At 67.7% G+C, this 18,205-nt stretch carries 17 protein-coding genes; 8 read left to right on the top strand and 9 right to left on the bottom strand.

Annotated elements, in window-relative coordinates; all coding sequences use genetic code 11:
• Positions 1–165: 165 nt before the first annotated feature.
• From MARPU_RS00125 to glgC, 3 genes are all read right to left on the bottom strand, one after another.
• Positions 166–963 (bottom strand): thiazole synthase, encoded by a 798-nt coding sequence (locus tag MARPU_RS00125; protein WP_005222201.1) that lies wholly within the window; start codon positions 961–963, stop codon positions 166–168.
• 120 nt (positions 964–1,083) lie between these two features.
• The gene (gene thiS, locus MARPU_RS00130) at positions 1,084–1,284 is read right to left on the bottom strand and encodes a sulfur carrier protein ThiS (protein ID WP_005222200.1); all 201 of its coding nucleotides are present in this window, start codon (positions 1,282–1,284) and stop codon (positions 1,084–1,086) included.
• Positions 1,285–1,298: 14 nt separating this feature from the next.
• Positions 1,299–2,570, bottom strand: a complete 1,272-nt coding sequence (gene glgC / locus MARPU_RS00135; protein WP_005222199.1) for a glucose-1-phosphate adenylyltransferase — start codon at positions 2,568–2,570, stop codon at positions 1,299–1,301.
• Positions 2,571–2,808: 238 nt separating this feature from the next.
• Here glgC and glgB point away from each other — a divergent pair, with 238 nt between their 5' ends.
• The 8 genes from glgB (at position 2,809) to MARPU_RS16445 (ending at position 12,361) form a co-directional block, all read left to right on the top strand.
• Positions 2,809–5,067 carry a 1,4-alpha-glucan branching protein GlgB gene (gene glgB, locus MARPU_RS00140; RefSeq protein ID WP_005222198.1) on the top strand — a complete coding sequence of 753 codons (2,259 nt, stop codon included), beginning with the start codon at positions 2,809–2,811 and terminating at the stop codon, positions 5,065–5,067.
• A gap of 95 nt (positions 5,068–5,162) precedes the next feature.
• Positions 5,163–5,537 carry a DUF2288 domain-containing protein gene (locus tag MARPU_RS00145; protein ID WP_005222197.1) on the top strand — a complete coding sequence of 125 codons (375 nt, stop codon included), beginning with the start codon at positions 5,163–5,165 and terminating at the stop codon, positions 5,535–5,537.
• Positions 5,498–5,953 (top strand): YaiI/YqxD family protein, encoded by a 456-nt coding sequence (locus MARPU_RS00150; protein ID WP_005222196.1) that lies wholly within the window; start codon positions 5,498–5,500, stop codon positions 5,951–5,953. Before MARPU_RS00145 ends, MARPU_RS00150 begins: the two co-directional genes overlap by 40 nt.
• 58 nt (positions 5,954–6,011) lie before the next feature.
• A complete protein-coding gene (locus tag MARPU_RS16440; RefSeq protein WP_198015484.1) occupies positions 6,012–6,803 on the top strand; it encodes a helix-turn-helix transcriptional regulator in 792 nt (263 codons plus the stop codon).
• Positions 6,804–6,887: 84 nt separating this feature from the next.
• Positions 6,888–7,526, top strand: coding sequence for a class I SAM-dependent methyltransferase (locus MARPU_RS00160; RefSeq protein ID WP_005222193.1), 639 nt, complete (start codon positions 6,888–6,890; stop codon positions 7,524–7,526).
• 308 nt (positions 7,527–7,834) lie between these two features.
• Positions 7,835–8,407 (top strand): NnrU family protein, encoded by a 573-nt coding sequence (locus MARPU_RS00165; protein ID WP_005222191.1) that lies wholly within the window; start codon positions 7,835–7,837, stop codon positions 8,405–8,407.
• Positions 8,408–8,420: 13 nt separating this feature from the next.
• Entirely contained in the window at positions 8,421–8,897 is a 477-nt protein-coding gene (locus tag MARPU_RS00170; RefSeq protein ID WP_005222189.1) for a molybdenum cofactor biosynthesis protein MoaE, read from the top strand.
• Between the two features lie 215 nt (positions 8,898–9,112).
• Positions 9,113–12,361: an EAL domain-containing protein gene (locus tag MARPU_RS16445; protein ID WP_005222188.1), complete on the top strand. Its 3,249-nt coding sequence runs from the start codon at positions 9,113–9,115 to the stop codon at positions 12,359–12,361.
• Here MARPU_RS16445 and MARPU_RS00180 read toward each other — a convergent pair.
• From MARPU_RS00180 to MARPU_RS00205, 6 genes are read right to left on the bottom strand one after another with little or no spacing between them, the layout of a single operon-like run.
• The gene (locus MARPU_RS00180) at positions 12,338–12,712 is read right to left on the bottom strand and encodes a Na+/H+ antiporter subunit G (protein ID WP_005222187.1); all 375 of its coding nucleotides are present in this window, start codon (positions 12,710–12,712) and stop codon (positions 12,338–12,340) included. The genes MARPU_RS16445 and MARPU_RS00180 overlap by 24 nt on opposite strands.
• A gap of 7 nt (positions 12,713–12,719) precedes the next feature.
• Positions 12,720–12,989 (bottom strand): K+/H+ antiporter subunit F, encoded by a 270-nt coding sequence (locus MARPU_RS00185; protein WP_005222186.1) that lies wholly within the window; start codon positions 12,987–12,989, stop codon positions 12,720–12,722.
• Complete coding sequence (locus MARPU_RS00190) at positions 12,983–13,477, bottom strand: Na+/H+ antiporter subunit E (RefSeq protein ID WP_005222185.1); 495 nt, start codon at positions 13,475–13,477, stop codon at positions 12,983–12,985. The genes MARPU_RS00185 and MARPU_RS00190 overlap by 7 nt, the downstream gene beginning before the upstream one ends.
• Positions 13,474–15,000, bottom strand: coding sequence for a monovalent cation/H+ antiporter subunit D (locus tag MARPU_RS00195; protein WP_005222184.1), 1,527 nt, complete (start codon positions 14,998–15,000; stop codon positions 13,474–13,476). Before MARPU_RS00195 ends, MARPU_RS00190 begins: the two co-directional genes overlap by 4 nt.
• Positions 14,997–15,338, bottom strand: coding sequence for a Na+/H+ antiporter subunit C (locus MARPU_RS00200; protein WP_005222183.1), 342 nt, complete (start codon positions 15,336–15,338; stop codon positions 14,997–14,999). The genes MARPU_RS00195 and MARPU_RS00200 overlap by 4 nt, the downstream gene beginning before the upstream one ends.
• A gap of 5 nt (positions 15,339–15,343) precedes the next feature.
• Positions 15,344–18,136, bottom strand: a complete 2,793-nt coding sequence (locus MARPU_RS00205; RefSeq protein ID WP_005222182.1) for a monovalent cation/H+ antiporter subunit A — start codon at positions 18,134–18,136, stop codon at positions 15,344–15,346.
• Between the last annotated feature and the right edge of the window lie 69 nt (positions 18,137–18,205).

Below are 18,205 nucleotides of genomic sequence, written 5' to 3' on the forward strand. Positions count from 1 at the left end.
CGGGGGCGATCCCTGGGCGGGGTCTGCGTCCTGGCGGTTCGAGGCGATGTCTCCGCAGCTCCGCTGCACGATCGGGAGGCGCAGGATACCAAGAGCGGGCGGTCGGTGGGGCAGCGCGCCCGAGCGGGCGCGCTGGCGACGGGCCGATGCCCGTCGGCGGGAGACTCAGAAGAACAGCCCCTCGATCGGCGAGGAGGCCGAGGCGAAGCGCTTGGCCGGCATGCGCCCGGCGAGATAGGCCTCGCGTCCGGCCTCGATGCCCTTGCGCATGGCTGTGGCCATCAGCACCGGGTCCTTGGCCGCGGCGATGGCGGTGTTCATCAGCACGCCGTCGCAGCCGAGTTCCATCGCTTCGGCGGCGTCGGAGGCGGTGCCCACGCCGGCGTCGACCAGCACCGGCACCTTGGCGTTCTCGACGATGGTGCGGATGTTGAGCGGATTGCGGATGCCTAGACCCGAGCCGATCGGCGCGGCCAGCGGCATCACCGCGCAGCAGCCGATGGCCTCCAGCTCGCGGGCGACGATCGGGTCGTCATTGGTGTAGACCATCACGTCGAAGCCGTCGGCGACGAGGATCTCGGCGGCCTTGAGGGTGGCGATGACATCGGGGAACAGGGTCTGCTGGTCGCCGAGCACCTCGAGCTTGACCAGCTTGTGGCCGTCGAGCAGCTCGCGCGCCAGGCGGCAGGTGCGCACCGCGGTGTCGACATCGAAGCAACCGGCGGTGTTGGGCAGATAGGTGTAGCGCTCCGGGGGCAGCACGTCGAGGATGTTGGGCTCATCGGCGTTCTGGCCGAGGTTGGTGCGACGCACCGCGACCGTGACGATCTCGGCGCCGCTGGCCTCGATGGCACGCGCAGTCTCGTCCATGTCCTTGTACTTACCGGTGCCGACGAGCAGGCGGGAGCCGTACTCCTTGCCGGCGATGACGAGTCGGTCTGGGTTCTGGGTCGCTGTGGTCATGGGGGTCCGTGTCGAAGCGTGAAGTGGAAAACGAACCAGCATGCGGCCGGTGGCGGGCAAATTCAAAAGGGCCGCATCTGTGAATCAAGGATGGCACCGGGGCAGGCCCGGCGTGGCCGTTCAGCCGCCGCCGACGGCGTGGATGATCTCCACCCGGTCGTCGGCGATGAGACGGTGCTCGGCGAAGCGGCTGCGCGGCACCAGCTCGGCGTTGACCTCGACGGCGAGACGTTTGCCGGTGAGTTCGAGCTGTTCGAGCAGCTCGGCCATGGTGATGGCCTCGGCGACCTCGGTGCGGTCGCCGTTGATCTCGATCTGCATGTGCTCTGTGTTCCTCATCGCACGTGGTTGGCGTTCTGCCCGAGCATCTCCGGGGTCACCAGGGTGATGCCACTGTCGGTGACCTGGTAGCCGGCGCGACGGTCGGCCTCGGGGTCGAGTCCGATCACGGTGCCTTCCTCGAGCTGGCAGTAGCGTTCGATGATGGCGTTGCGGATGGTGCAATTGCGACCGATGTCGACGTCGGGCAGCACCACTGAGTCCTCGACATAGGCGAAAGAGTTCACTCGCACGTTGGAGAACAGCAGCGAGTGACGCACCTTGGCCTCGGAGATGATGCAGCCGCCCGAGACCATGGAGTCGACCGCCATGCCGCGTCGGTCCTCGTCGTCGAAGACGAACTTGGCCGGCGGCAATTGCTCCTGATAGGTCCAGATCGGCCAACCCTTGTCATAGAGGTTGAGCGGCGGGGTGACGCCGATCAGCTCGAGATTGGCCTCCCAGAAGGCATCGAGGGTGCCGACGTCGCGCCAGTAGGCCTGCTCGCCGCTGACCGGGTCGCGGAAGGTATAGGCCATCACCCGGTACTGCTTGATCACCGAGGGGATGATGTCCTTGCCGAAGTCGCGGCTCGAGCCACGGGTGTCGGCGTCCTTCTGCAGCTGCTCGAAGAGGAAGTCGCGGTTGAAGACGTAGATCCCCATCGAGGCGAAGCACCGTCCGGGCGCGCCGGGGATCGGCTTGGGCTCGGCGGGTTTCTCCTCGAAGCCACGTACCCGATGGCCGGCGTCGACCTCCATCACTCCGAATTCGCGGGCGCGCTCGGTCTCGACCTCGAGACAGCCGACGGTCATGTCGGCGCCCGACTCGACGTGGAAGGCGATCATCGCGCCATAGTCCATCTTGTAGATGTGGTCGCCGGCGAGGATCAGCACATAGTCGGGGTCGTGGTCGCGGATGATGTCGAGGTTCTGGTAGACCGCATCGGCGGTGCCGGCGTACCAGGAGTTCTCGGTCACGCGCTGCTGCGCCGGCCACAGCTCGACGAATTCGCCGAACTCGCCGCGCAGGAAGCCCCAGCCCTTCTGGATGTGCAGGATCAGCGAATGCGCCTTGTATTGGGTGAGCACGCCGATGCGACGGATCCCTGAGTTGATGCAGTTCGACAGCGGGAAGTCGATGATGCGGAACTTGCCGCCGAAGGGCACCGCTGGCTTGGAACCCCAGGTGGTGAGCTGCTTGAGGCGGGATCCCCGTCCGCCAGCCAGGATCAGCGCCAGGGTATTGCGGGTGAGACGGCTGATGAAACGGGGGTTGCTGTGGGGCATGAAATCCTCCTGGAATCTTGAGGCAACCGCATGTTAAGCAGTGCCCTTATGATACCATCGAGGGCGTTCTTCAGAGCGGATCGAGCCGTGTTCGTCGAGCCATTTCCCCGATCTTTGCTGAGTATCGGACGAGGCTCGCGCGGTGACGTGCGTTCCCAGTCTCGACTGGTCAGCGGCCCCGGCGGCGGGCCCGTCACTGACCCCGACCACAGCTAGACAGCGGAGGAAGATCAGCGATATGGCAACCGCAACCCAGGCCGTGCGGGCCCTTCCCGATCCCCTGCAACGCATCGTCGAGGCGCGTCATCACGACCCCTTCAGCGTGCTCGGGCGCCATCTCGATGAGCACGGCGGTCTGGTGGTGCATGTCTTCCTGCCGCGCGCCGAGCGGGTGCGGCTGGTCGAGGCCGCTGCCGCGATGACCCGGATCGAGGGCACCGATCTGTTCATCTGGCGCGGCGTGCCCGAGGCGCTGCCCGAGCGCTATCAGCTCGAGTGGGAGGATGCTGCCGGGGTGGTGCATCGCAGCCACGACCCCTACTGTCTCCCGCCACAGCTCGGCGACTTCGATCTCCATCTGTTCGGCGAGGGGCGTCACTGGCACGCCTATCGTTTCCTCGGCGCGCATCTCCACCAGGTCGACGGCATCGCCGGAGTGCGCTTTGCGGTGTGGGCGCCGAATGCCGCGCGGGTGAGTGTGGTCGGCGACTTCAACGCCTGGGACGGGCGCGCCCATCCGATGCGGGTGCGCGGTGGCTCCGGGGTGTGGGAGCTGTTCATCCCCGAACTCGGTCCCGGCGGTCTCTACAAGTACGAGATCCGCGACCGTCAGGGCAATGTCCAGGTCAAGATCGACCCTTACGCCCAGGCCTTCCAGGAGCGGCCCGAGACCGCTGGCCATCTCTGCCCGGAGACCCGCTATCGCTGGGGTGACGCCGGCTGGATGCGCGCCCGTGCCACGGCCGACTGGCAACAGCGCCCGTTCTCGGTCTACGAGGTGCACCTCGGTTCCTGGCAACGTGATGCCGACGGTGGTTTTCTCAACTATCGCGTACTGGCCAAGCAGATCGGCGACTATGTCGAGGCGCTCGGCTTCACCCATGTTGAGCTGCTGCCGATCACCGAACATCCGCTCGATGCCTCCTGGGGCTATCAGTGCACCGGCTATTTCGCCCCGACCTCGCGTTTCGGCTCGCCCGATGACTTCCGCTTCTTCGTCGATCATCTCCATCAGCGCGGTATCGGTGTGCTACTCGACTGGGTGCCGGCGCACTTCCCCAAGGACGCCTACGCCCTGGCGCGCTTCGACGGCACCGCGCTCTACGAACACGCTGATCCGCGGCTCGGCGAGCACAAGGACTGGGGCACGCTGATCTTCAACTTCGGTCGCAACGAGGTGAAGAACTTCCTGCTCTCGAGCGCGCTCTACTGGCTCGAGGAGTTCCATCTCGACGGGCTGCGGGTCGATGCCGTGGCCTCGATGCTCTATCTCGACTACTCACGCGACGCCGGCGAGTGGATCCCCAACAAGTACGGCGGCAACGAGAATCTGGAGGCGGTGGAGTTCCTGCGTGAACTCAACAGCGTCACCCATGAGCGTCATCCCGGTACCCTGATGATCGCCGAGGAGTCGACCTCCTGGCCGGCGGTGTCGCGCCCGACCTATCTCGGCGGGCTCGGCTTCAGCATGAAGTGGAACATGGGCTGGATGCACGACACCCTGTCCTACATGTCCAAGGACCCGATCTATCGCCACTTCCATCATGACCTGCTGACCTTCGGCCTGCTCTATGCCTTCACCGAGAACTTCGTGCTGCCCTTCTCCCACGACGAGGTGGTGCACGGCAAGGGTTCGATGATCGACAAGATGCCGGGCGACGGCTGGCAGAAATTCGCCAGCCTGCGTCTGCTCTATACCCTGATGTTCAGCTATCCGGGCAAGAAGCTGCTGTTCCAGGGCTGCGAGTTCGCCCAGGGGCGCGAGTGGCGCTTCGACGACGCGCTCGACTGGGAGCTGCTCGAGCGGCCGCAGCATCAGGGCATCAAGCGTCTGGTGAGCGATCTCAACCACTGCCATCGCACGCTGCCGGCACTCCATCAGCAGGATTTCGCCAGCGAGGGCTTCGAGTGGATCGACTGTCACGACAGCTCGCAGTCGGTGCTGAGCTATCTGCGCAAGGACCGCAACGGCGAGACCCTGGCGGTGGGGGTGTTCAACTTCACCCCGGTGCCGCGCGAGCACTATCGCATCGGTGTCCCCGAGGCCGGCTTCTATCGTGAGCTGATCAACTCCGACGCCGAACTCTATGGCGGCAGCAACGTCGGCAACCAGGGCGGTGTCGAGACCGAGGCGGTGAGCTGGATGGGGCGCCCCTATTCGATCCCGATCGCCTTGCCCCCGCTCGGTGGCCTGATCCTGGTGCGCGAGTCACAGGCTGAGGCGCCGGAGGCGGGCGCGCGCGGCGATACTGCCGACAGCGAGGTCAGCGCCGCCTGATCCATCCGGTCCGGCGTCACGACGTCGGGTCGAACCATTGCAACGACGCCGCTCCGACGCGGCGTCCCCACGTCATTCCACGAGGTCGATCCCGCGTGACACAGCAAGACCCCGCCGTCGTCGACGGTACCCCACTGGAGCAGGACGACGCGCTGCTCCGCGCCAAGCTCAACCAGGAGACGGCCCGCGCGCCCTGGTCGTCGCTGCAGCGCTTCTTCGCCCAGGGTAAGGTGATCCGCGTCGCCGCCGGGCTGGATCTGATCGAGACCGCGCTGCGCATCGCCCGTGACGACACCGCCGCACTGGGCGCTGCGATCGAGGCCGGCGAGGTCGGCCCGATCCCGGACGCCGAGGCGCGCGACTGGTTTGCGCGCGAGGCCGAGGTCTGGGCGCTGGTGATCGCGCCCTGGGTACTGGTACAGGAGGCGGGATGCACATCTGGGTCGACGCCGACGCCTGCCCACGGGTGATCCGCGACATCCTCTACCGCGCCGCCGAGCGCTGTGGGGTAGCGCTCACCCTGGTCGCCAACCAGTCGCTGAACACGCCGCCCTCGCGCTGGATCCGCTCGATCCGGGTCGGTGCCGGGTTCGATCAGGCCGATGCCGAGATCGTGCGTCGGGTCAGTACCGGTGACCTGGTGATCACCGCCGACATCCCGCTCGCCGCCGAGGCCATCGCCAAGGGCGCCGAGGTGCTCGATCCGCGTGGTGAACGCTACACCAAGCACAACATCGGCGAGCGGCTGAACATGCGCGACTTCATGGAGACGCTGCGCTCCAGCGGCGTCCAGACCGGTGGGCCGGCGGCGCTCGACGCGCGCGATCGTCAGGCCTTCGCCAATGCCCTCGACACCCTGCTCAGCCGCGCCGCACGCGCCGGCTGAGGGCGCGACGAATCGTTTCCAGGCGCGCTGTGCGTGCCGCACCTTCGACTGTCCCGAGTTGTCGCTGCTGATCGCCGATGCCGCACCCGCCGTCGATTCCGGAGCGCCCGTCGCGACGCCGCACCGTCATCCGCAATGGCTGTTTCTGGTGGTGCTCGACGGCGATCAGTGGATGGAGGTCGAGGGGCGGCAGGTGCGCGTCGAGCGTGGTCGCATGCTGATGCTGCCACCGGCGCGGTTGCATCGGCCACTGCCGCAGCGCGGCGTGCCGACCCAGCTGGTGCTGCTGATCGAGGACGACTGGCTTGCCGCATTGGCCGCCACCCAGGGGCTCGACCCCGAGGCGTTGCGGGTGCCGCTGCTCCAGCCGGTCGAGGGGCACGAGGTACTCGCGGTCGCCGAGCGGCTCGCCCGCGAGCATCTCGGGCGGCTGCCGGGACGCGCGGCGATGCTGCGCCTGCTCGCCGAGCAGCTGGCGCGTCTCTGTCTGCGCGCGCTGGCCGAGCGCCCGGCCAGCGCACGGACCGCGCGACTGGTCGAGCAAGCGGTGGTCTATGTCGAGACCCATCTCGCCGAGCCGCTCTCGCGCGAGCTGATCGCCGCCCATCTCGGGGTCTCGCGCGCCACCCTCGACCGGCTGCTGCGGACCCGGCTCGGCTGTAGTCCGCGCGAGCTGATCTATCGTTCGCGTCTGGCGCGTGCCCGCGCCCTGCTGGCGCACTCCGAGTGCTCGATCACCGAGGTCGCCGCCGAGTGCGGGTTCGCCTCGCCGTCGCACCTGGCCTCGCGCTTCCGTGTCGCCGAGGGCTGTTCGCCGCGTCGCTATCGGGCGCGATTGCGGCACGGGTGACGGATGTTGCGTCGGTGATGAAGGTCTGGTGAGACGGTCGTCGGCTAGTCTGGAGATCGTCCTCATCCACCGGAGATCATCATCATGTCCAACCCCTATCCACGGACCGATTTCGAGCAGGTCGCCGCGACCTGGGACAACAACCCGTTGATCCAGGAACTCGCCCGGGCGGTCCGTCTCGCCCTGGCCGGGCATTGCGCGCCGCGCCCGGGGATGCGGGTGCTCGATTACGGCTGCGGCACCGGTCTGGCGGCGCTCGCGCTCGCCGCCGAGGTCGCCGAGGTCGAGGGCTGGGACAGCAGCCCCGGGATGCTCGCCGAACTCGAAGCCAAGCGGTTGGCCGCTGGGCTCGACAACCTCCACATCCGTCAGGTCGATCTGGTCGACGAGCCGGCCCCGGCCAGTGGTTTCGACCTGATCCACTCGGCGATGGCGCTGCATCACGTGCCCGATGTCGGTGCCATGATCGCGCGTCTTGCGGGGCTGCTGGTCCCGGGCGGAACGCTCTTCCTGGTCGACCTCGATTGCGAGGACGGCAGCTTCCACGCCGACCACGAGGGCGTCTGTCACCACGGTTTCGACCGTGAGCGAATCGCCGAGATGCTTGTCGATGCCGGGCTGGAGCGGATCCGCGTTGAGACCGCCCACCGCCTGGTCAAGCCCGACGCCGCCGGTGTCGAGCGCACCTACTCGATGTTCTGCGCCAGCGCGGTGCGGGGCTGAGTTTCAGCTTCCAGCCGCCAGCGGTCAGCTTCCAGCCACCAGCCACCAGCCACCAGCCACCAGCTTCCAGCTTCCAGCCGCCAGTCGTCAGCCGCCAGCGATCAGCGATCAGCGATCAGCCGCCAGCGGTCAGTTGTTAGCCACCAGCGGGGAGCTAGCCAACCAACTGTCGAGCATGCGCGCCCACTGGCGGCTGGAAGCTGACCGCTGGTGGCTGACGCCTGGTCCCCCGACACACGGGTTTCTCGATCGCCCGACAATCGCATAGGATCTGCATCCGCTTCTGATGCTCGAAGGAGATGTTGCGCATGGCGATCCTGATTCTGGGTCTGGTCCTTTTTCTCGGTGGGCACTCGGTGTCCATCTTCGCCCCCGAGTGGCGCGCGCGCGTAGTGGCGCGTATCGGTGAGTTGCCGTGGAAGGCGCTCTATGGGCTGTTCGCGCTGTTCGGTTTCCTGGTGCTGGTGTGGGGCTACGGGCTGGCGCGTCAGGCGCCGATCCCGCTCTATGACCCGCCGGTCTGGCTGCGTCATATCAATCTGCTGCTGATGCTGCCGGTGTTCACCCTGCTGCTCGCGGCCTATCTGCCGGGGCGTATCCAGCGCACCCTCAAGCACCCGATGCTCGTCGCGGTGAAGCTGTGGGCGCTGGCGCACCTGCTGGCCAACGGCACCCTGGCCGATGTCCTGCTGTTCGGTGGCTTTCTCGCCTGGGCGGTGGCCGACCGCATCTCGCTCAAGCGTCGTCCGGCGCCCACCGTCTATGGCGCGCCGGCCTCGTCCTTCAACGATGCACTCGCCATCGTCGGCGGTCTGGTACTCTATCTTGCATTCATGTTCTGGCTGCATCGGGCGCTGCTGGGGGTCGCTCCGATCGGCTGACGCGGAGGTGCCGATGCGACAGATCCGGGTACAGCACGAGCCACTCGACCCACTGGCCGAGCAGGCCGTGCTCAACGACACCGACGGGCGGGTCGGCGCGGTGGTGAGCTTCACCGGGCTGATGCGCACGTTCGGCGCCGAGGGTGCGGTCGACGGCATGGTCCTCGAGCACTACCCGGGCATGACCGAGCAGGCGCTCGAAGCGCTCGCCGCGCAGGCCGAACGGGCCTGGCCATTGACCGATCTGGTGCTGGTGCACCGGGTCGGTCGGCTCGCCCCGGGCGATCCGATCGTCTTCGTCGGGGTGGGTAGCGCGCATCATGCGGCGGCCTTTCGTGCCTGCGAGTTCCTGATCGACGCCCTCAAGACCCGTGTCCCGCTGTGGAAGAAAGAGACGAGCGGCGCGGATGAGCACTGGGTCGAGGCCCGTGCCAGCGACGAGGCCGCGGCGCGGCGCTGGGACGAGACGACGACCCGCGACCCGGAGTGAGCGCCCTGGGCGAGGCGCTGTCGTCGTCTCCGCCCGTCACCTGACCCGCGTGTCTGGATCCCGGCTCACGCACGTTTCGCATCGGCGTTCAAGGATGGTGGCCGTGCCCGGCTCGATCCCGCTGTGGAGATCGACGGGCTGGAGGCGAAGTCTGTGCATGTACTGGTCGGTTCGGAACGCACCGAGCGCATCAGCGCGCGCCGGAGCCGAGGTATATGCTGCGACAAGACATGGCGCAAGCCGCCATCGACCAGACGGCCCTGGAGATCTACTGGGCCGGTCTCGACGGTCGGCTGGTCGAGGTCAATACCACCGTCGAGCGGTTGACCGGCGAGGGGCGCGAGCGGCTGATCGGCCAGCCGGTCGCCAGCATCGACACCAGCCTCGATGCCGCGGCCTGGTCGGCGCTGGTCGCGCGTCTGCGCCAGGTGCGTCACGAGCGGCGTGAGGGTGTACACCGACGCGTCGAGGGCGAGGAGTGTGCCGTCGAGGTGACGCTGTCACTGCTCGAGTGCGACGGCCAGCCCCTGGTGTGTGCCTTCGCCCTGGAGATCGGCCCTCGCAGCGCGGTCGAGATGGCGCTGCGCGAGAGCGAGCAGCGGCTGCGCTCGCTGATCAACGCCACCCCCGACATCATCTGCTTCAAGGACGGCGAGGGGCGCTGGCTGGAGGCCAACGACGCCGATCTCGCGCTGTTCTCGCTCACCGCCGTCGACTATCGCGGCAGGACCGACGCCGAGCTGGCCGAGTTCACCGACCCCTGCTATCGCGACGCCTTCCTCGCCTGTGAGTCGAGCGACGAGATCGCCTGGCGCGCCGGCCGGCTGTCGCGTGCCGAGGAGCGGATCACCCGCCCGGACGGGGTGACCAAGGTCTACGACGTGATCAAGGTGCCGGTGTTCGAGGACGACGGCCGGCGCAAGGGGTTGATCGTGCTCGGGCGCGACATCACCGAGCGCGACTGCTACGAGCGTGCGCTGCGCGACAGTGAGGAGCGTTTCGCGCTGGCGATGCGCGGCAGCGATGCCGGGCTGTTCGACTGGGACCTGCGCACCCGGCGGATCTATCTGTCAGCGCGCTGGAAGTCGATGCTCGGCTACGCCGAGCGCCAACTGCCCGACCGGCTCGAGACCTGGGAGCGGCTGGTCGACCCCAGGGATCGCGAGCGCTGCTGGCGCCGGCTGCGCGACTACATGAGTGGACGCTGCGACGACTTCGACCTCGAGATGCGGATGCGTCACAAGGAGGGGCACTGGGTCGATGTCCTGTCCCGCGCCTATCTGGTACGCGACCAGCGCGGTCGCGCGCTGCGCATGGTCGGCACCCAGATCGATATCTCCGCGCTCAAGCAGGCACAGCGTCAGGCCGAGACCGAGCGCAACCGTGCCAGGCAGTATCTCGACATCGCCGGGGTGATGTTCCTCGCACTCGACCTCGACGGCCACATCCTCTCGGTCAACCCGCGTGGCTGTAACGTGCTCGGTTGTGCCGAGTCGGAGCTGATCGGGCTCGACTGGTTCGCCCGCTTCCTGCCGCCGGGCGAGCGCGAGCGGCGTCACGGGCTGTTTCGCAAGATGCTCTCGGGCGCCCACCCGGAGACCGCCCTGACCGATGGTCCGATCCTGACCGCGCGTGGCGAGGAGCGGCTGATCGCCTGGCACCACAACCTGGTGCGCGATGGCGAGGGCACGGTGATCGGCACCCTGTCATCGGGCGAGGACGTCACCGAGCGCCGGCTCGCCGAGCGCGCGCTGCACGAGGAGCGCGCATTCCTGCAGCACGTGATCGACGGTATCGACGACCCGATCATGGTGATCGGTACCGATCACCACGTGTTGCGGATGAACCGCGTCGCCCAGCGACTCGCCGCGGTCGACGATGCCGGACTGCACGAGTGGGGCTGTCACCAGCTCGCCCCGCATCCCTGCGTGCCCGAGGACCCGCTGTGCCCATTGCGCACCATCCTCGAGAGCGGCGAGCCGTGCAAGATGCTGCGCCACCATCGGCTGCCCGACGGCGGCGTGCGTCAGTACGAGGTCGCCGCCAGCCCGCTGCTCGACGACACCGGCGAGGTGATCGGCATCATCGAGGTCTCGCGCGACATCAGCGACCACCTCGAGTTGCTCGACCGATTGCGCGAGCGCGAGAACAGCTATGCCCATCTCGCCCATCACGACCCGCTCACCGGACTGCCCAACCGGCTGCTGTTCGCCGATCGGTTGGAGCAGGCGATCCGGCTGGCGCACCGCGAGCACACCCGGCTGGCGGTGCTGTTCATCGACCTCGACGGCTTCAAGCACGTCAACGACAGCTTCGACCACAGCTATGGCGACCAGGTGCTCAAGGTGGTGGCGGGGCGGCTGCGGGCGCAGTTTCGCGAGGGCGACACCCTGGCGCGGATGGGCGGCGACGAGTTCACCCTGATCCTCAACGGCATCGCCCATCAGGACGACGCGGCACGGGTGGCGCGCGCCATCCTGCAGCTGTTCAAGGATCCCTTTGAGGTCGGCGAGCACTCGGTGTTCCTCGGCGCGAGCATCGGCATCAGCCTCTATCCCGAGCACGGCGCGCGCGCCGAGGACCTGGTGCGCAACGCCGACGCGGCGATGTATCGCGCCAAGGACGAGGGGCGCAACGGCTTTCGCTACTACTCCGAGGAACTCACCGCGCGCGCCTTCGAGCGGGTGCTGCTCGAATCGAGCCTGCACCGTGCCCTGGAGCGCGATGAACTCGAACTCTTCTACCAGCCGCAGCTCGACCTGGTGAGCGGCGAGCTGCGCGGGCTCGAGGCGTTGGTGCGCTGGCGTCATCCCGAGATGGGGCTGGTCTCGCCCGGCAAGTTCATCCCCCTGGCCGAGGAGTCGGGGATCATCATCGTCATGGGTGAGTGGATCCTCGAGCATGCCTGCACCCAGATGCGTGCCTGGCAGCAGGGCGGGCTGCTCGACGAGCAGGTGCTGATCAGCGTCAACCTCTCGCCCAAGCAGTTCGATCAGCACGCGCTCAGCGAGATGGTCGGCGGTATCCTCACCCGCACCGGTCTGTCACCGGCGGGACTCGAACTGGAGATCACCGAGTCGACGATGATGCGCTCGATCGAGCGCACCCGGCACGTGCTCGGCGCGCTGCGTGCGCTCGGCGTCAAGATCGCCATCGACGACTTCGGGACCGGCTACTCCTCGCTGACCCAGCTCAAGCGGTTGCCGCTCACCAAGCTCAAGATCGACAAGTCCTTCGTCTCCGACATCCCCGACGACGCCAACGACGTGGCCATCGCCAAGGCCATCATCGCGCTCGCCAGCAGCCTCTCGCTGGAGGTGCTGGCCGAGGGCGTGGAGACGCGCGAACAGCAGGACTTCCTCACCCGCGAGGGCTGCCATACCGGGCAGGGCTATCTGTTCTCGCATCCGCTCGAGGTGGCGGCGCTCGAGCGCTTCCTGCTAGCCCTGAGGGGGGGTGGCTGAATCTCCGCTGGCATTGGCCTGGCGCGGATCGCTGGCCTCGGCGCGCGGCGGTACCGGCGCGATCGAGCGCAGTCGCAGGTGCAGCGCGGCCTTGGCCAGCAGGTGGGCGCTCACCGGCGCAGTGATGAAGAGAAACAGCGTCACCAGTAGTTCGTGCAGGCTCAGCCCCTCGCCACGGGTGCTGAAATAGACCATCGAGGCGATCAGCAGGCTGCCGACACCGAGCGTGGTGGCCTTGGTCGGGCCGTGCAGCCGGGTATAGAAGTCCTCGAGCCGCGCCAGTCCGAGCGAGCCGATGAAGGTGAAGAGCGCGCCGAGCAGGATCAGCGCCGAGAGGATGATTTCGAGCATCTTGGCCTCACTCGATGATATCGCCGCGCAACAGATACTTGCACAGCGCCACGGTGCCGACGAACCCCATCATCGCGATCAGCAGCGCGGCCTCGAAATAGAGCGCGCTGCCGAGATGGATGCCGAGCAACACCAGCAACGCCACGGTGTTCACATACAGGGTGTCGAGGGCGAGGATGCGGTCCGGCTGATCGGGGCCGTAGAGCAGGCGCAGCAGCGCCATCACGAAGGCTGCGGCCACCAGCAGGAAGGCGATACTCACAGCGGTGCTCAGCATGGTTCGAAGACCTCCTGCAACGGGGTTTCATAGCGCTGCTTGATGGTTGCGACCAGCGCCTCGGGATCGTCCACGTCGAGCGCGTGCACCACCAGGGTAGCGCGATCCGGGCTCAGCCAGGCCGAGACCGTCCCCGGAGTCAGCGAGATGGTATTGGCCAGCAGGCTGATACCGAGTTCGGAGCGCAGCGCCAAGGGCACCTCGACGAAGCCCGGTCGTACCCGACGCGGGCCGCGCAGGATCAGCCAGGCCACTCCCAGGTTGGCGACCAGGATGTCGTAGAGCAGCACCAGCACGAAGCGCAGTAGCGTCAGTGGTCGATGGATCCGTACCCGATCGGGCCAGAAGCGCAGGGTGAAGATCGGGATCAGCCAGCCGAGCAGCAGGCCGAGCAGCAGCTGGCCGAGTGACAGGCTGTTGACCAGCAGCAGCCAGATCACCGTCAGCGCCGGGGTGAGCAGTGGATGGGGCAGCAGTCGCAGCTTCATCGTGCACGGGCCTCCATATCGCGATCGCCGCCGAGCACCGTCTCGACATAGTGCTCGGGCGCGAGCAGTTGCTCGGCGGTGGCCTGGGTGAAGGCGCTGAGCGGACCGGCCCCCAGTGTCAGTCCGATGCACAGCGCGAGCAGCGCAGTGGCGGGCAGCAGCTCGGCGCGCCCGGGCGTGGCCGCTGGCGGTTCGCCGGGACCGGCGCGCAGCAGCAGCAGGCTGCCGCTGCGCGCCAGGGCGACGATGCCGAGCAGCCCCGAGGTCAGTACTACGGCGAGGATCCAGGCCATCGCCGGGTCGTCGAGCGCGGCACGCAGCACCATCAGCTTGCCGAGGAAGCCGGAGAAGGGCGGCAGCCCCGCCACCAGGATCGCGGCGATGAAGAAGAGTGTGCCGACCTGTCCGGCATGGGGCATCGACGGGGCGTCGATCAGCCGGTCGCCGGCTGCGCCGCGGCGTCGGGCGATGCCCTCGGCGAGCAGATAGAAGGCGCCGGTGGCGAGCGTGGTGTGGACCAGGTAGTAGAGTGCGGCGGCGATGCTGTCGCGATCGCCGAGCGCGATGGCGGTCAGCAGCACCCCGATCGAGACCAGCACCAGATAGCCGATCTGGATCCGCAGCGTGGTGCTCGCCAGGGCACCGAGGCTGCCGAGCGCCATGGTCACCAGCGCCAGCGGCAACAGCCAGGGATCGAGCAGTCCGGCCAACCCCCCGGCGCCATCGCCGAACCACAGCGTCTGGATGCGCAGGATGGCGTAGATCCCGACCTTGGTCATCACCGCGAACAGTGCCGCCACCGGCGCCGAGGTCGCGGCATAGGCCGTGGGTAGCCACAGATAGAGCGGGAAGAGCGCGGCCTTGAGCGCGAACACCGCGAACAGCAGCAGCGCGCCGGCACGAGCCAGCCCGAGTTCGTCGGGGTCGAGGGCGGCGAGCTTGCCGGCGAGATCGGCCATGTTGAGCGTCCCGGTGACGCCGTAGAGGGTCCCCGCGGCGAACAGGAACAGCGTCGAGCCGACCAGGTTGACCACCACGAAGTGCAGCCCGGCGCGGGTGCGCTGGGTGCCGCCGCCGTGCAACAGCAGGCCGTAGGAGGCCAGCAGCAGCACCTCGAAGAAGACGAACAGATTGAACAGGTCGCCGGTGAGGAAGGCGCCGCTGAGACCGAACAGCTGCAGCTGGAACAGCGGTTGGAAGTGACGGCTGCCGGCATCGCTGCCGCGGATCGCGTAGAGCAGCGCGCACAGCGCGAGCAAGGCGGTCAGCAACACCATCCAGGCGCTGAGCCGATCGGCCACCAGGACGATGCCATAGGGCGCCGGCCAGTCGCCGAGCTGATAGGTCAGCACGCTGCCGTCGGCGACGGCGAGCAGCAGCGCCAGCGCTGCTCCGACCTGGGCGAGCAGTGCTACCAGATTGAGCCGCCGCCGTACCGTCAGCGGCAGGGTGCGGCGCACCAGCAGCAACAGGGCGCCGGCGAGCAACGGCAGCAGCAGCGGGAGGATCACCAGATGACTCACGCGCGTCCCTCCTCGTCGACCTGACCGTCGACATGGTCGTTGCCGAGTTCGGCGCGGGCCTTGAGCGAGAGCATGATCACGAAGGCGGTCATCGCGAAACTGATAACGATGGCGGTGAGCACCAGCGCCTGGGGCAGCGGATCGGCATAGCCGGGCGCCTGGGCGTCGATCACCGCCGGCTGACCGATGGTCAGTCGACCGGTGGCGAAGAGGAACAGGTTGACCCCGTAGGAGAGCAGGGTCAGGCCCATCACCACCGGGAAGGTCCGGGCGCGCAGCACCAGATAGACCCCGCAGGCGGTGAGCAGGCCGATGAGAATGGAGATCAGGGCTTCCATATCAGTCAGTCTCGTTCCTGGGTGGCGGCGCTGCGCATCAGCCCGAGATGGATCAGGATCAGCAGGGTCGAGCCGACCACCACCAGATAGACGCCGAGGTCAAAGGCCATCGCCGAGGCCAGCTCGAAGTCGCCGACCAGCGGCCAGTGCACGTGGCTGAAGGTCGAGGTGAGGAAGGGATAGCCGAAGACGAAGCTCGCCATGCCGGTGAGGGTGCCCACCAGCAGGCCGGCGGCGATCAGCGGGTGCATGTTGCCGTTGAGCCGGCGGTGGGTCCACTCCACGCCATTGGTCAGGTACTGCATGATCAGCGCCACGGCGGTGATCAGTCCGGCGATGAAGCCGCCGCCGGGCTGGTTGTGACCGCGCAGGAAGATGAACGCCGAGACCAGCAGTGCCAGCGGCAGCAGCAGCCGGGTGAGCGCGGCCATGATGCTCGGGTGCAGGTCCCAGTTCCAGGGGTGGCCATGGGGGTCGAGCGTCATTCCGGGCAGGCGCAGACCCTTGAGCATGGCGTAGATGCCGAGTCCCGCGAGCGCCAGCACGGTGATCTCGCCGAGGGTGTCGAAGCCACGGAAGTCGACCAGGATGACGTTGACCACGTTGCTGCCGCCACCGCCGGGCACGCTGTGCTCCAGGAAGTACCCGGAGATGGTCTCGCCGGGGCGGGTGAGGATGCCCCAGGCGAGCGCCGTGGTGCCGAGGCCGGCGAGCGCGGCGAGCGCGAGGTCGCGGACACGGCGCACGCGCGAGGACTCGGCCGGGGTGTGCTGGGGCAGGAAGTAGAGCGCCAGCAACAGCAGCACGATGGTCACCACCTCGACCGAGAGCTGGGTGAGGGCGAGGTCCGGGGCCGAGAACTTGGCGAAGATCAGCGCGACCAGCAGTCCCAGCACCCCGATCACGATCAGCGCGGTGAAACGCTGCCGGTGCAGCGCGGTGGTGGCGATCGCCCCGGCGCCGAGTCCGAGGGCGACGATCAGGCTGATGCCGTCGGCCGGGACCAGGGTCGCGGAGCCGGTGAGCGGGGCGGTGACGCCGAGCATGCCGACGGCGCCGAGGACGAGCGCGCTGATCAGCAGCAGCGCCACCATGCGTTGCAGCGAGCCGGTGTCGAGCGCGGCGGTGACGGCGCGTGCCGCGGCGATCACCGCGCGCTGGGTCGATCCGAACAGCACCCCGGCATCGATCAGGCCCTCGTGACGAGCGGCGACCATGAACAACGGCTGGCGCGCGGCATAGATCAGCAGCCCGCCGAGCAGCGCGATCACGCTCATCGCGAAGGCCGAGTTGAAGCCGTGCCAGATCGCCAGGTCATGGGCCGGTGAGTTGCACTGCAGCACGCTGTCGGCGGCGATTGCGAGCAAGGGTTCGACGGTGAGGGCGGGGAGGATGCCGACCAGCAGACAGATCGCCACCAGGATCTCCACCGGCACCTTCATCCAGTGCGGCGGCTCGTGCGGGGTGCGCGGCAGGTCGTGCGGCTCGCCGTTGAAGAAGACGTCGTGGATGAAGCGCAGCGAATAGGCCACCGCCAGCGCGCTGGCGAGCACTACGGTCACCGGCAGCACCCAGCTCCAGGCACTCTGGTCGAAGAAGTTGGCCGCCTCGGCGAAGAACATCTCCTTGGAGAGGAAGCCGTTGAACAGCGGCACCCCGGCCATCGACGCCGAGGCCACCATCGCCAGGGTGGCGGTATAGGGCATGAAGCGCCACAGCCCGTTGATCCGGCGCATGTCACGGGTGCCGCACTCGTGATCGATGATGCCGGCGGCCATGAACAGCGAGGCCTTGAAGGTGGCGTGGTTGATGATGTGGAAGACGCCGGCGACCGCCGCCAGCGGGGTGCCGATGCCGAACAGCAGGGTGATCAGACCGAGATGGCTGACCGTCGAGTAGGCCAGCAGCCCCTTGAGGTCGTGCTTGAACAGCGCGATCCAGGCGCCGATCAGCAGGGTGGTGAGTCCGGCGCCGATCACCAGCGCGCTCCACAGCGGCGTGCCCGAGAGCGCCGGGAACAGCCGCGCGAGCAGGAAGATGCCCGCCTTGACCATGGTCGCCGAGTGCAGATAGGCCGACACCGGGGTCGGCGCGGCCATCGCCCGCGGCAGCCAGAAGTGGAAGGGGAACTGCGCCGACTTGGTGAAGGCGCCGAGCAGCACCAGCACCAGCATCGGGGTGTAGAGCGGGTGGGCGCGGATCGCATCGCCCGAGGCGAGGATCACCGAGAGTTCGTAACTGCCGGCGATCTCGCCGAGCAGCAGGAAGCCACCGAGCATCGCCAGGCCGCCGAGCCCGGTGACGGTGAGCGCCATGCGTGCGCCCTGGCGGGCGTCCTGGCGATGGCGCCAATAGCTGATCAGCAGGAACGAGGAGAGGCTGGTCAGCTCCCAGAACATCAGCAGCAGGATCAGGTTCTCGGCCAGCACGATGCCGAGCATCGAGCCCATGAACAGCAGCAGATAGGCGTAGAAACGCCCCATGCAGTCGTCCGCGTCGAGATAGTAACGGGCATAGAGGATGACCAGCAGGCCCATGCCGAGGATCATCAGGGCGAACAGCAGCCCGAGACCGTCGAGACGGAATACCAGGTCGAGCCCCAGCCCCGGCATCCAGGGCAGGCGTTGAATCAGGGTCTCGCCGGCAAAGGGCACCGGCAGGCTCGGCAGCAGGCAGGCCAGCGCCAGGGCGGTCACCGCCCCGGCCATCCAGGCCGAGCGCAAACGTCCGTAACGAGAGACCCACCCGGTCAGAGCGGCCCCCAGAAAGGGGACGAGGACGACGAGTGTCAGGTTCATGATGAGTATTGAGAATGCGAGGCGTTGATCGGATCGCAGCGCTCAAGCATACCATCGCTCGAACGCCGC

This window comes from Marichromatium purpuratum 984 (assembly GCF_000224005.2).
Classification (GTDB): domain Bacteria; phylum Pseudomonadota; class Gammaproteobacteria; order Chromatiales; family Chromatiaceae; genus Marichromatium; species Marichromatium purpuratum.